Origin of the sequence: Xanthomonas maliensis (genome assembly GCF_009192945.1) — a bacterium.
GTDB classification, from domain to species: domain Bacteria; phylum Pseudomonadota; class Gammaproteobacteria; order Xanthomonadales; family Xanthomonadaceae; genus Xanthomonas; species Xanthomonas maliensis.
The window spans coordinates 22,102-35,575 of the sequence record NZ_NSET01000016.1; the positions used below are offsets into that span (position 1 = coordinate 22,102).

General features: G+C 68.4%; 12 protein-coding genes. 9 read left to right on the forward strand and 3 right to left on the reverse strand.

The window, feature by feature from the left end; translation table 11 throughout:
* Nucleotides 1–20: 20 nt before the first annotated feature.
* Entirely contained in the window at nucleotides 21–2,390 is a 2,370-nt protein-coding gene (locus CKY51_RS04360; protein ID WP_022971489.1) for a S9 family peptidase, read from the reverse strand.
* 417 nt (nucleotides 2,391–2,807) lie between these two features.
* Here CKY51_RS04360 and CKY51_RS04365 point away from each other — a divergent pair, with 417 nt between their 5' ends.
* Nucleotides 2,808–4,151 (forward strand): AMP-binding protein, encoded by a 1,344-nt coding sequence (locus tag CKY51_RS04365; protein WP_022971488.1) that lies wholly within the window; start codon nucleotides 2,808–2,810, stop codon nucleotides 4,149–4,151.
* Between the two features lie 15 nt (nucleotides 4,152–4,166).
* Here CKY51_RS04365 and CKY51_RS04370 read toward each other — a convergent pair whose 3' ends face one another.
* Together CKY51_RS04370 and CKY51_RS04375 are read right to left on the reverse strand one after the other, a co-directional pair.
* A complete protein-coding gene (locus tag CKY51_RS04370) occupies nucleotides 4,167–5,174 on the reverse strand; it encodes a chorismate transformation FkbO/Hyg5 family protein (RefSeq protein WP_022971487.1) in 1,008 nt (335 codons plus the stop codon).
* Complete coding sequence (locus CKY51_RS04375) at nucleotides 5,171–6,502, reverse strand: NAD(P)/FAD-dependent oxidoreductase (protein WP_031339059.1); 1,332 nt, start codon at nucleotides 6,500–6,502, stop codon at nucleotides 5,171–5,173. The genes CKY51_RS04370 and CKY51_RS04375 overlap by 4 nt, the downstream gene beginning before the upstream one ends.
* A 300-nt stretch (nucleotides 6,503–6,802) precedes the next feature.
* Between CKY51_RS04375 and xanC the strand changes: the two genes are divergently transcribed.
* The 8 genes from xanC to CKY51_RS04415 all read left to right on the forward strand — a co-directional run bounded on the left by xanC (nucleotide 6,803) and on the right by CKY51_RS04415 (nucleotide 13,458).
* Entirely contained in the window at nucleotides 6,803–7,072 is a 270-nt protein-coding gene (gene xanC, locus CKY51_RS04380) for a xanthomonadin biosynthesis acyl carrier protein XanC (protein WP_031339058.1), read from the forward strand.
* Between the two features lie 37 nt (nucleotides 7,073–7,109).
* Complete coding sequence (locus CKY51_RS04385; RefSeq protein ID WP_022971485.1) at nucleotides 7,110–7,793, forward strand: hypothetical protein; 684 nt, start codon at nucleotides 7,110–7,112, stop codon at nucleotides 7,791–7,793.
* Between the two features lie 53 nt (nucleotides 7,794–7,846).
* Nucleotides 7,847–8,593 carry a lysophospholipid acyltransferase family protein gene (locus CKY51_RS04390; protein ID WP_031339056.1) on the forward strand — a complete coding sequence of 249 codons (747 nt, stop codon included), beginning with the start codon at nucleotides 7,847–7,849 and terminating at the stop codon, nucleotides 8,591–8,593.
* Between the two features lie 10 nt (nucleotides 8,594–8,603).
* On the forward strand, nucleotides 8,604–8,891 hold the full coding sequence (locus CKY51_RS04395) for an ApeI family dehydratase (RefSeq protein WP_022971483.1): 288 nt from the start codon (nucleotides 8,604–8,606) through the stop codon (nucleotides 8,889–8,891).
* Nucleotides 8,888–9,862, forward strand: a complete 975-nt coding sequence (locus CKY51_RS04400; RefSeq protein WP_022971482.1) for a lysophospholipid acyltransferase family protein — start codon at nucleotides 8,888–8,890, stop codon at nucleotides 9,860–9,862. The genes CKY51_RS04395 and CKY51_RS04400 overlap by 4 nt, the downstream gene beginning before the upstream one ends.
* Nucleotides 9,786–10,433 carry a LolA-related protein gene (locus CKY51_RS04405; protein ID WP_038219940.1) on the forward strand — a complete coding sequence of 216 codons (648 nt, stop codon included), beginning with the start codon at nucleotides 9,786–9,788 and terminating at the stop codon, nucleotides 10,431–10,433. Before CKY51_RS04400 ends, CKY51_RS04405 begins: the two co-directional genes overlap by 77 nt.
* A 240-nt stretch (nucleotides 10,434–10,673) precedes the next feature.
* On the forward strand, nucleotides 10,674–13,040 hold the full coding sequence (locus tag CKY51_RS04410) for an MMPL family transporter (RefSeq protein WP_152248935.1): 2,367 nt from the start codon (nucleotides 10,674–10,676) through the stop codon (nucleotides 13,038–13,040).
* Nucleotides 13,027–13,458, forward strand: coding sequence for a hotdog family protein (locus CKY51_RS04415; protein ID WP_022970782.1), 432 nt, complete (start codon nucleotides 13,027–13,029; stop codon nucleotides 13,456–13,458). The genes CKY51_RS04410 and CKY51_RS04415 overlap by 14 nt, the downstream gene beginning before the upstream one ends.
* The last annotated feature ends 16 nt before the right edge of the window (nucleotides 13,459–13,474 follow it).

Consider the following 13,474-nt stretch of genomic DNA (forward strand, 5'->3'; position numbering starts at 1 on the left):
GCGCTGGCCGGCGCTGGCGGTTATGGCTTCACCTGCGTGTTGAACAGCTGGAGGATGCGCTTGTACTCGTCCAGCCAGGAATCGGCGCGGGTGAAACTGTGGCGTTCCAGCGGATACGGTGCCACCGACCAGTTGTCCTTGTGCAACTCGATCAGCTTCTGCGTCATGTCGACCGAATCCTTGAAGAACACGTTGTCGTCGACCATGCCGTGGGCGATCAGCAGGTGATCGCGCAGTCCATCGGCATAGGTGATCGGCGAAGAGGTCTTGTAGGCCTCCGGATCCAGCTCCGGGGTGTTGAGGATGTTGGAGGTGTACTCGTGGTTGTACTGCATCCAGTCGCCGACCGGACGCAGCGCCGCACCGGCCTTGAAGGTGCCGGGGCTGCGGAACAGCGCCATGTAGGTCATGAAGCCGCCGTAGGAGCCGCCATAGATGCCGGCGCGGCTGCGGTCGCCCTGCTTCTGCGCCACCAACCAGTCCAGGCCGTCCAGATAATCCTCCAGCTCCGGATGCCCCATGTTGCGATAGATCGCCGTGCGCCAGTCGCGGCCGTAGCCCTCCGAGGCGCGGTAATCCAGGTCCAGCACGATGTAGCCCTGCTGCACCAGCAGGTTGTGGAACATCTGCTCGCGGAAGTAGGGCGTGTAGCGCGCCGAGACGTTCTGCAGGTAACCGGCGCCGTGCACGAACATCACGATCGGATACTGCTTGCCCGGCTCGGGATGCGTAGGCCCGTAATACTTGCCCCAGATGGTGCCGGCACCGTGCTTGGAGGGCACTTGCACGTACTGCGGGGCGATCCACGGCTGCGCCTTGAAGGCGGGGGTGCGGGTATCGGTCAGCACGCTGGCCTGGCCACCGGCGGCCGGCACCACCGCCAGCTGTGGCGGCAGGTAGCTGCCGGAATAGCGCACCAACACCTGCTGGCCGTCCGGCGAGAGGCTGAAGTCTTCCACCCCGTCCAGCGCGGTCACTTCGCTGACCGCATCGCTGTCCAGGTCCAGCTTGCAGACCTCGTAGTCGCCCGGCCATTGCCGATTGCACAGGAAGAACATGCTGCGGCCATCGGCCGCCGGCACCGGCGCGGAGACTTCCCAGCGACCGCGTGTGCGCTGGCGTGGCTTGCCATTGCCTTCCAGCGTGTACAACTGCGAATAGCCCGATTCCTCCGACAACAGCCACAGCGTGCGGTTGTCCGGCAACCAACCGAAGTCGTTGAAGTTCCAGTTGATCCAGGCGCCATCGCTGAGCCGGTGGCGCGGCTGCAGGCGCGCGTTGTCCAGATCGACGGTGGCGATCCAGCGATCCTTGTTGTCGATGGCGCGGATTTCCACCGCCACATTGCGGCCATCCTCGCTCCATTGCACGGCCGGGCCGGTGGCATCGCCGTCGCTTTCCACCCGCACCGGGCGATTGCCCTTGAGCGGGTCGCGCTTGGCCGCCTTGCGCAGTGCCGCCAGCGGGTCGTTGCCGATGCCGGGCAAGGCGTCGAAGCTCAACGGCTTGGCGCTGCCCGCCACCACGTCGACCAGCCACAGCGCATGCGGCGCCGGTGCGGTGCGTCCCACCCGCGTGCGCACTTCCTGGAATTCCTCGTAGCCGGACTCGGTGACGTACTTGGGCATCTTGCCGCTCTGGCCCTCGTCGGCACCCTTGGCCTGGGTGACCACCAGAAGGTGGCGGCCATCCGGCGACAGCGCGCTATCGACGATCTCCACCTCATCGCCGAGATAGACCGGCGCCGGCGCACGACTGGGATCGGCGCGACGCCAGGCATCTTCCTGCGTGCGCAGGGCATCGCGTTGTTCGCGATCGCGACGCAGCGTGGCCAGCGTGGCCAGTTGCTGATCGCGCAGGGCATCGGACTTCGGGGCCGCCTTCGGATCCCGTTCGGCCTTCACCACGGCCACCTGGGTGGTGCCACGGTCGGCGCGCCAGTGATACCACGCGTTGCCGGCGCGCCAGATGGCGCCGCCATCGCTGGCGAACTGCGGCCGCGATTCGATCTCGTTGCTGCGGGTGAGCTGGGTCAGGGCCCCCGAGCGCAGATCGCGCAGGAAGATATCGCCATTGCGGGCGAACAGCATGCGCTGGCGCTTGGCGTCATAGCGCGGGTTGGCGGCATCCAGGTCGGCGCGCGCGGCATCGGCGACCGGCGCGGCGGCCGTACCGCCAAGCGCCTGCCGATAGGTGTCGCGGACCGGGCTGCCTGCGCGCTTGAGCAGGTATTGCACCTGTTTGCCATCCCATTGCCACCAGGCCTGGTCCACCGACGGACCGATCCAGTCCGGATCGGCCATCACCTGTTCGATGGTGAGCGGGGCGGTGGTCTGTGCATGGGCCACCGTGGCCAGCAGCAGGAGAGACAGCGACAACAGTCTGGGCATTGGTGACGGCAGGCTGCGAAGGAGAGCGGGCAAGCCTAGCAGCTCACTTGCGCAGCAGGGCTGGGCCACAGGTCATGGCCGCGCGTGCTGGGTGGCGACCGCCAGCGTGCGCAAAGCGCGACAAGCGAGCCCAAGCGATGGGTGGTCGCGTGCTGACCCGCGTCGCGATCGGTCGCGCCGCTGCGCAGGTGGTCCACCCTGATCGATGCGCAGGCATCCAGACGAAGGCAGCGGCACTGCAGCGGCGCAGTGCCGCCGACACCGAACGATCACACCGGACGAGGCCCTGCGCCGCCATCGGGCGGTCGCGCCCACGGCGGTGCGGCCGGCGCCTGCGCGCCCGACTTTCCGACGAAAGCGACTTGCCAGCGCTCGGCAGCGCGGCCAAGCTAGCGCGCTTTTGCACGCATCCTCACCATGTCCAGCCCGCTTGCCTCCCCTGTGTTCCACCCGCTGGCCGTCGGCGCGCCCAGCCGTCCGCTGGCCTGGCGCGACGGGGTGCGGATCGATCTGGCGACATTCATCGCGCATGTGCACGGGCTGGCGCAGTGCCTGCCCGAAGGCCGCCATGCGGTGAACCTGTGCGAAGACCGCTATCACTTCATGGTGGCGTTCTACGCCTGCGCAGTGCGCGGCCAGGTGTCCTTGCTGCCGTCGTCGCGCGCGCCGGCGGTGGTGGGCGACGTCCAGGCGCGTTACCCCGACGCCTATTGCCTGGGCGACCAGGCGCTGGCCCTGGCGCCGCCGCGCTATTGGCAATTGCCCGAGCAATTACCGCAAGGCGAGGGCGGGGTGCCCGATCTGGCAGACGACGCCTTGGTGGCGATCGGTTTCACCTCCGGCAGCACCGGCAGCCCGCAACCCAATCCCAAGACCTGGGGCAGCTTCCTGACCAGCACGCGGCAGGATCTGGTGGCGTTGCAGAGCCTGTGGAGCCAGGCCGAGGCGGTGCCGACAGTGGTGGCGACGGTGCCGCCGCAACACATGTACGGCATGGAGCTGTCGGTGCTGTTGCCGATGGTGACGCCGCTGGCGGTGCACGCCGGCCGGCCGTTCTTTCCCGAAGACGTGGCGCGCGCGCTGGCCGAGGTGCCGGCACCGCGTTTGCTGGTCACCACACCGGTGCACCTGCGGGCACTGGTGGAGTCCGGTGTGTCATTGCCGCCGCTGGCCGGCATCGTCTCGGCCACCGCGCCGCTGGCGCCGGAGATCGCCGCTGCGGCCGAGGCACGCTTCGGTGGGCAGGTGCGCGAGATGTTCGGCTCCACCGAAACCTGCGTGTTCGCGGTGCGCCGTACCGCGGTGGAGGCAGCCTGGACGCCGCTGCCCGGCGTGCGACTGGAGACCCAGGCCAACGGAACGCTGGTGCATGCGCCGCATCTGGCGGCCCCGGTGCTGCTGGCCGACATCATGGACGTCGATGACGACGGGTGTTTCCAGGTCCGCGGGCGCCAGGCCGATCTGCTCGAGATCGCCGGCAAGCGCGCCTCGCTGGCCGAACTCACCCGCCGGCTGTTGGCGGTACCGGGCGTGCTCGATGGCGTGATCGTGCAGCTGGCACCGGAGGCGGGACAGGCAGTGGGACGCATCGCCGCGCTGGTGGTGGCACCGACGCTGGAAGAGGCGCAGATCCTGCAAGCGCTGCGTGCCAGCATCGATCCGGTCTTCCTGCCGCGGCGGCTGCGCAAGCTGGCGGTGCTGCCGCGCAACGAGACCGGCAAGCTGCCGCGTGATCAGGTGTTGGGGCTGCTCGAGGGTTGAACGGCGCCGGCGGCCTCAGCCGTGGACGCCGTCGATCTCCACTGCCAGCTCGTCGCGGCAGATCACCGCGTGCAGCAGCAAGCGCGGTACCGCCGCGCCGAACCGTGCGTCCAGCGCCTGCGCCACGCGCGACAGGTCCGCGTACTCGCGCACATAGACCTTCAGGCGGGTGCCGGCCCCGAACTGCGCCGGTAGCGTCGGTGCATGCCGACGCGCCACGTCGAGCAACGCATCGAAGTTGGCGAAGGTCTCGTCCAACTGCGCCAGCAACTGCCCGGTATGCATCGACGCATGCCCGACCACGGCAGCCGTGCCCGATAGCAGCAGCGGCATGTCGCCACCGGGCGGCGGCAGCATCGCGCGCGCGAAGCTCGGCGGCTGCGGCCCGTATTGGCGCGGATAGTTGTAGGCGCTGACCTGGCGCGGATTCTCCAGCGGCGTGCCGGCATCGGCGGCGGCCAGCCAGTAGATCTGGATCACCCGCTCGTCATCGCAGCGCCCCACCGCCGTGGCGGCCGGCAGCTGGTTGTTGTCGAACGCACCCAGTCCGCGCGCGCGGCCGACGCAGAATTGCCGATAGCGTTCACGGTCGCCGCTGCCCAGGGTGATCGCATCCAGATAGTTCCAGATGCGCAGCAGGCGCGGAGTCTGACTGGCGGACACGAAGGCGGTGATCGCGGCATAGGCCTTGGCGGCGGCCACTTCGATCTCGCCATCCTGCTCGTCGATCTCGATCACCCCGAACTGCAGCCGTCCATCGCTGGCCCAGGCGATGTCGCCATCGCGGCCGCTGCGAACCGGTGCGGCAGTGCGCCACACCTCCAGCACTTCGGCCTCATACGGCTGCAAGGGGACGCGCAGGTAGCGTGGATCGTCCAGGCGCGGGGCCGCGTTGCCGAAGCCGAACACGGCCAGCACGTGCGCATCGTCGAGCAGCGCACGCGGGTCGGTCTGTTCGACGTAATCCACCTGCAGCCAGGGGTGGCGCAGCGGTTGCGCGGGAAGGGCCTGGGATGCGGTCATGGAATCTCTCGTTGCAAGGTGTCGCCGTCGAAACCGGTGCGCGCCTGACGCCGGCGTTGGCGCCAGGACTGCCAGGCGCGCGGCAGCATCGACAGCGCGGTCAAGGCATAGATGGCGCGGAACGCGCGTAGCCGCAGGCGAACCCGCGGGCTGTCGAAGACATCGCCGGCCAGCATCGCCACCACCGCTTCTTCCATCTGCAAGGTGTTCTGCGGCTGCGCGAACAGGGTGCGCATCGTTGGCGAGGTGAAGCGGTAGATGAACCATTTGAACTCATCGATGCCGCGGGTCAGTTCGCGCTGCAGGGCGCGTTGCAGGCGGGCTTCCTGCTGCGGTGCGCGCAGTGCCGCAGCGACCATGGCGGCGCCACGTTCGGCGCCGTGCATGGCCAGGAACACGCCGGAGGAAAACATCGGGTCGACGAAGGCGTAGGCGTCGCCCAGCATCAGCCAGCGCGGCCCGGCCATGCGCGTGCACGCGTAGGCGTAGTTGCCGGTGGCATGCACCGGCGCCACGCGCTCGACATCGCGCATGCGCGCGCTCAGCTCGGGGTTGAACGCGAGCGTGCGCATCAGAAAGGCCTCGCTATCACCCTTGCGGGTCTTCATGTATTCCGGATAGCAGACCGCACCGACGCTGGTCACGTCATCCGGCAGTGGGATCAGCCACATCCAGCCGTGTGCGTGGCGGTAGATGCTGATGTTGCCGGCGTCCTCGCCCGGGCGACGGGTGACGCCGCGAAAATGGCTGAACAGCGCGGCCGACTGATGTTGGCGGTTGGCCTGTTTGAGCTTGAGGCGGTTGCCGAGGAAGGTATCGCGACCGCTGGCGTCGAGCAGATAGCGTGGCCGGAACGACCGCAGTCCATCCGGGCCGCGTGCCTGCAGCACCGGCTGTGCGCCGTCGAAGTCCACCGACTCGACCTTGACCTGTTCGCGCGCATCCACCCCGACGGCGCGCGCGCGCGCGAACAACACCTGGTCGAATTGCGCACGCGGAACCTGAAACGCGAAGTCGGCCTTGGCGTCCAGCGCCCGCGAGAACCGAAACGTGTTGTAGCCGCCGCTATCATTGGGGAAGTCGGCACCGCGCTTGAGCACGCCGATCTCGCGCACTGCCTCCAGCACCCCCAGCCGTTCCAGGATGGGCATGTTCATCGGCAACAGCGATTCGCCGATGTGGAAGCGCGGATGTTGCTCCTTTTCCAGCAGCGTGACCTGCCAGCCTTGTTGGGCCAGCAGGATCGCAGCGGTGCAGCCGGCAGGGCCGCCGCCGACGATCAAGATATCTGGACATTCATGTCCGGTTTCCGGCCCGGCGACCGGCAGGGCGGTCGGAGCGGGGCGTGCAGCGGCGGAAGTCATCCTGGAGCGAACCTGCGGCGAGCGAGCGTCAGACAGGCATGATAGCCTGACCGGCGGCCCGGACACCTGCGACGGCCGCTGATGCCCTGCAAAACCCTTGATTCCTGGCCACTGCGTGCTGGACCGGTGTGTGTGCGGCTCGGAATTGGCGCTGGCGCCACGTACACTGCCAAGCCGAACGCCGCCGCTGCGCTTGCCGTCATCGGCGCCGCCGGGCGATCGTCCCTGAACCCGTTTTTTGTCTCTAGCCTGGAAGCTCTCTGGATGTCCTCGCAAACCGCTGCCGAACGTGAACTGGCCGAACTCCTGGTCGAAAGCCTGAACCTGGAAGACGTCCAGCCTGCCGACATCGACCCGGAGGCGCCGCTGTTCAACACCGGACTGGGACTGGATTCGATCGATGCGCTGGAATTGGCGCTGGCGATCAGCAAGCGCTACGGCTTCCAGCTGCGCTCGGATAACGACGAAAACCGGCGCATCTTCGCCTCGTTGCGGGCGCTGACGGACCATGTCCAAGCCAACAAGACCGTCTGAGGCGCTGCCCGCGTCGCCCACCGAGGCGGCGCCATGGGTGTTCGGCGTGGGGGTGTTGCTGGCGCTGGCGTACTCGCCATTGGCGCATTGGGCCAACGCCAGCCATCGGCCGGAACTGGCCGTCATCGCCGGCGGCCTGCTGGTGGGCATGGTGCTGATCGAGCCGCTGGCCGCGCGCCGGGCGTGGGCCTGGCTGCTGGCGGCGCTGCTCATCGTCGGGCTGGGCAGTCTGTGGCGTTCGCCGCACGCCATGCTGCTGCTGGCCGCGCCGCCGGTGGTGTTCACCGGCTGGATCGCCTGGTTCTTCGCCCGCAGTCTGCGCGCCGGCCGTACACCCCTGATCACTCGCATCGTCGAAGGCCTGTACCGGCGTGCCGAGATGCCGATCAGTCCCGCCCAATACCGCTACACGCGTCGACTCACCGCTGCCTGGGCATTGTTGCTGGCAGGCCTGACCGTGCTCAATCTGGTGCTGGGCCTGTGTGCACAGCCGAGCGGCGTGCTGGCGCAATTGGGCCTAGCCTCCCCGTGGCCGATCAGCGATGCCAATGCATCCCTGTTCGCCAATCTGCTGGCCTACGGCGTGGTCGGCGGCTTCTTTGTCGGCGAGTACCTGCTGCGCGGGCGCTGGTTTCCGCAGCGTCCGTATCGTAACCTGCCAGACTTCCTGCGCCAGATGGCACAGCTTGGGCCAGGGTTCTGGCGCGAGTTGCTGCGCTGAGCGCGTGGCCGGGGGCGCCGACGTTCGTGCATATTTTTGGGGACAAGAAAAAGATGTCGCTGGCAAGGATGCCGTCGCGCCTGGCGTGGGCCGTGTTCAACGGGGTGCAATTGGCGTTCACCTTGTTGGTGACCGTCGTTGGCATCTCGCTGGCGCTGTTGGTGGCTGCCACCGGCAACACTGCGCGGGCGCTCGCGATGGCGCGTTGGCTGTGGGCGCCGCTGTTGCTGCGCGGTGCCGGTGCCCAGCTGGTGGTGGAGGGACGCGAACGATTGGATTGGTCGCAGACCTACCTGTTCGTCAGCAACCACCAATCGATCATCGACATCTGTGCGTTGTTCAGGGCCTTGCCGGTGCCGCTGCGCTTCCTGCTCAAGGAGGAAATGCTGCAGGTGCCGTTCGTCAATTGGTACGCGCGCGCCACCGGCATGCTGTTCCTGGATCGCGACAGCCGTCGCGCCGGGGCGCTGGTACGGCGGCAGGCGGCAGCGTTGCTGCGTGACGGTCACCACCTGTGCCTGTTCCCGGAGGGCACGCGTAGCCGCAGTGGTGCGCTGTTGCCATTCAAGGCCGGGCTACTGCAGGCCGCTATCGATGCCGGGGTCGCGGTGGTGCCGATCGCGGTGGATGGGTGCGGCAAGGTCTTGCCGGTGGATGGCCTGTTTCGCGTGCGGCCGGGCACCATCCGTTTGCGGATCGGTGCGCCGATCCCGGTGACCGGGCCACAGGCGCCGGATCGCCAACAGTTGGCCGAACAGGCCCACCGCACGATTGCTGCCATGCTTCAACCGAGAATCTGAGTCGCCGCCGATGGAGTTCCTTGTCCCACATGACCATCCCTGCCTGCCCGGACATTTTCCGGGGCAGCCGATCGTGCCTGGCGTGGTCGTGCTCGATCACGTGCTGCAGGCCATCGAGGCACGGCATGGCGCGCGCGCGCCCGTGCGGTTGCCGCAGGTGAAGTTCGTACAGCCCTTGCTCCCCGGGCAGACCGCCACGGTGACACTGGACGGCGACGGCCCGCGTTGGCGCTTCCGCGTGCAGCGGGGCGAGGCCTTGCTGGTCAGTGGCGAGTTGGTCGCCGAGGCGGCGCCATGAGCGGTCATTGGAAACAGCGGCCCGAGGGCGGCGGCCGCTTCGCGCTGTGGCTGATCCGCGGCATCGCCCGTCATGGCGGGCGCGCGCTCGGTCGCGCGCTGTTGTATCCGATCACGCTGTATTTCCTGCTGGTGCGCGGGCCCGAACGCAACGCCTCGCGCCACTACCTGAGCCGCGTGTTCGGGCGTCCTGCACGGCTGCGCGAGGTGGCGCGCCATATCCACACCTTCGCTGCGACGATCCTGGATCGGGTCTACATGCTCAGCGGACAGATGCAGCGCTTTCGCGTGGACATCACCGGGCTGGATCAGTTGCATGCGCAGATGGATCGCGGTCGCGGTGTGCTGATCTTCGGTTCGCACCTTGGTAGCTTCGATGCGCTGCGCGTGCTGGCCACCGAGCGGCCGGACGTGCAGGTCAAGGTGGTGCTGGACAAGTCGCACAACCGCGCGATGACCGAGCTGCTGGGCGCGCTCAATCCGCAGTTGGCTGCCAATATCATCGACGCCGGCATGGACGCGACCTCGATCGTCATGGCGATCAAGGAGGCCACTGACGCTGGTGCGCTGGTCGCCTTGTTGATCGACCGGCCGCGGCCGGAGGATCCGGCGCTGCCGGCGATGTTCCTCGGCCGCAACGCCACGTTCCCGACCTCGCCCTGGCTGATCGCCGCCGCGCTCAAGGTGCCGGTGGTGCTGGCGTTCGGTCTGTATCGGGGTGGCAACCACTACGAGCTGGCCTTCGAGACCTTCAGCGAAGGGCTGGACCTGCCGCGGCGCCAGCGTGCGCCGGTGCTGGCCGTGCTCATGCGCGATTACGCCGCCAGGCTGGAGCATTACACCCGCTATGCGCCGTACAACTGGTTCAACTTCTACGATTTCTGGAACACCCATCATGCCGATGCGCCGCACCCTGCCGTGGATGCTGATACTGCTGTTCAGCGCCGCACCGCTATGCGCCGCACCGCCTGAGACCCTGGACGTGGGCCAGGTGCTGCAGCGCCTGGCGCGCCCGACGCCGGTCAGCACCGAGTTCGTCGAACTGCGCGGCTCGGCCTTGCTGAAGACGCCGCTGCGCGTACAGGGCCAGTACCGTCGCCCGGATGCACAGACGCTGGTGCGCGAGGTCACCTCGCCCTACCACGAGACTACTACGTTGCAGGGCGACCAAGGCGTGCTGGAGCGCGAGGGCAAGCCACCGCGGCGGTTCTCGTTGACGCGCGTTCCCGAGCTGGCCGGGCTCAAGTCCGGCTTCGGTGCGCTCTTGGCTGGCGATCGCGCCTTGCTCGAGCAGCACTATCGCGTGAGTGGACAAGGCCGGCCGCAGGCCTGGCAGCTCACCCTGCAACCGATCGACGCGGCCGTGGCGCGGCAGGTGCGCGAGTTGCGCCTGTTTGGCCAGGACGGCGAGCTGCGCTGCATCGAAAGCCAGCCGGCCAAGGGCGATGTCCAGCGCACGCTGTTGGCGGGTGCGGCGCACGCCGCCGCCACGGTGACCGATGCGGCGGCACTGACGGCGCTGTGCCACGGCACCGGCGCGTGAGCCGCGCCACGCGCGTTGCACCTGCGGTCGCGGGACGATCCACCATGCTGCCGACAACGCGTGTCCTGGCACGGTCCTGGGGCGCTTGGCAGGCCGCTGGCGCTTGCTGGCTGAACCGAGCGCTGCAGGGTGCCAGCCTTTCACGCGACTGCATGTCCACTCCCCGCAAGCACGCACCCGCACCGCCGGAGGCCGCGCACATCACCGCGGCGGCTTGCATGGACAGGCCGAGGCCTTGCCATGGCGTTTGAGCTGACGGCCAATCGCCGCATCGGCCTGGCCTTGCTGTGGTTGGCCTTGCTGGTCGCGGCCGGGTTCTGGCTGAGCCAGGCGCTGCAGGTCACCGGCGATCTGCGCAAGTTCATGCCCGCCCCACGCACGCCCGCGCAGAAGTTGCTGATCGAAGAGCTCGGCGAAGGCCCGGGCTCGCGCCTGCTGCTGATGTCGCTGTCCCATGCCGATCCAGCGACGCTGGCCGCGCAATCGCAGGCGCTGCGGCAGGCGCTGGCGGCGCAGCCAGCGGTGTTTGAGCTGGTCGGCAATGGCGCTAGCGCCGGCTTGGAGGCCATTCCCGCGCGGTTGCTGCCCTATCGCTATCTGCTCAGCGACAGTTTCGACCGCCAGCCACTGGACGCCGCCAGCCTGCAGGCCGCCTTGCAGGCGCGCGTGCAGGATCTGGGCTCGCCCGCGGCCGCAATGGTCGAGCCCTTGCTGCCGCGCGATCCCACGCTTGAAGTGCTGCACCTGGCCGAGACGCTACAGCCGGCCACCGCGCCACAGACCATCGATGAGGTGTGGTTCGACCATGCCGGCGATTCGGCGCTGCTGATCGCCCAGACGCGTGCGGCGGGCTTCGATCCCACCGGCCAGCAGCTGGCTTACGATGCCGTGCAGGCCGCCTTCGCCAAGATCAGCAAGGGCACCGCCACCCGGTTGACGCTGACCGGCCCGGGCGCGTTCGCGGTGGAGATCACCGCGCGGACGCAGGGCGAGGCGCAATGGATCGGCACCTTGGATACGGTGGGCCTGGTGCTGTTGCTGCTGGTGGCCTACCGCAGCTGGAAGATTCCGGTACTGGGCGTGCTGCCGTTGGCGAGCGCCGGCCTGGCCGGTCTCGGTGCAGTGGCACTGCTGTTCGAAGGCGTGCATGGCATCACCGTGGCCTTCGGTTTCACCCTGATCGGCGTGGTGCAGGACTATCCGATCCATCTCTTCAGTCATCAGCGTCCGGGCCTGGATCCGCGCGCCAATGCGCGCCATCTGTGGCCGACGCTGGCCACCGGCGTGGTGTCGACCTGCATTGCCTATGTCACCTTCCTGTTCTCCGGCGTCGATGGCCTGCGCCAGCTGGCGGTGTTCACCATCGCCGGGCTGGCGACCGCGGCGGTCACCACGCGCTGGCTGCTGCCGGCATTGATCGATCCGTCGCCGCGCGACTATGCCGATTCGCGCGTGCTGGCCGCGGCGTGGCGAGGCATCGCGCGGTTGCCACGACCGCGGCTGAGCCTGCTGGCGATCGCCCTGGTCGGCGGGGCGGTGATCGTGTGGGCGCCGGGACCGTTCTGGCAGAACGATCTATCCAAGCTGACGCCGGTGCCGCCGAAGGCGCTGGCGCAGGACATGCACCTGCGTCAGGAGCTCGGCGCGCCGGATGTGCGTTACGTGCTGGCGCTGAGCGCCGGCTCCGACGAGGCCGCGCTGCAAGCCAGCGAGCGCCTGCGTCCGCGTCTGGATGCGCTGGTGCGCAGCGGCGCGCTGGGCGGCTACGACATGGCCGCCCGGTATCTGCCCAGCGCACAGACCCAGCGCGCCCGCCAGGCGCGACTGCCGGATGCGGCGCAGGCGCGCGCGCTGACCGAGGCCGCGGTAGCGACCACGCCGTTCCGCAGCGATGTCTTCGAGCCGTTCCTGCACGATCTGCAGGCCGCACGGCAGGCACCGCCACTGACGCCGGCCGCGCTGGCCGGGACGCCGCTGGCGACCCCGGTCGGCGGCCTGCTGCTCGGCCGCGAAGGCCGCAGCACCGCGCTGGTGTCGTTGACCGCGCTGCGCGATCCGGCGGCGGTGGCCGCTGCGCTGCAGGGCAGCGATGCCCATCTGCTGGACCTGAAGGATGCCTCCGAATCGTTGGTGGCCGCGTATCGCGGGCGCGTGCTGGGCGCCTTGGCCATCGCGGCCGTGCTGCTGGCGCTGACCGTGGCGATCGCGTTGCGACAATGGCGACGGATCGTGCGCGTGCTGCTGCCGATGGCGCTGACCACCGTGCTGATCCTGGCCATCCTGCGAGGTGCCGGGGTGGAGTTGAACCTCTTCCACCTGATCGCATTGATCCTGGCGGCCGGGCTGGGGCTGGACTACGCGTTGTTCTTCGATCATGCCGGCGACGATCACGCCGATCAGATCCGCACCTTGCATGCGCTGATCGTCTGCAGTCTGATGACCTTGCTGGTGTTCGCGCTGTTGGCCGCATCCAGTATCCCGGTGTTGCGCGCAATAGGCAGCACGGTGGCGCTGGGCGTGCTGTTCAATTTCATTCTGGCGTTGCTGGTGTCGCGCGAACCGGCGCAGCAACGCATGGCGATCGAGGAGCCGCATGCTGGGACGTGACGAGATCTCCAGCCTGATTCCCCATCAGGGCAGCATGTGCCTGTGGGAAGAGGTGGTGGCGTGGGACGCGCAGCACATCGTGCTGCGCAGTCACGCGCATCGCAGCGCGGCGCATCCGCTGCGCGCCGACGGGCGCCTGCGTGCCGTGCATCTCTGCGAATACGGCGCACAGGCGATGGCAGTGCACGGCGGCTTGCTGGGCCGCGCATCGGGCAAGCCGGTACGTCCGGGCATGCTGGTGGCGTTGCGTGGCGTGGAGCTGCATGTGGCCGATCTGGAGCAGTTGCCCGATGCCATCGCCTGCCAGGCGCAGGTGCTGATGCAGGGCGAGGATAGCCAGCAATACAGTTTCCGTCTGCAGCATGGCGAGCAACTGCTGGCCGAAGGCCGGGCGACGGTGATGCTGGGCGCCGCCTGAGGTCTGCGCTCAGGGC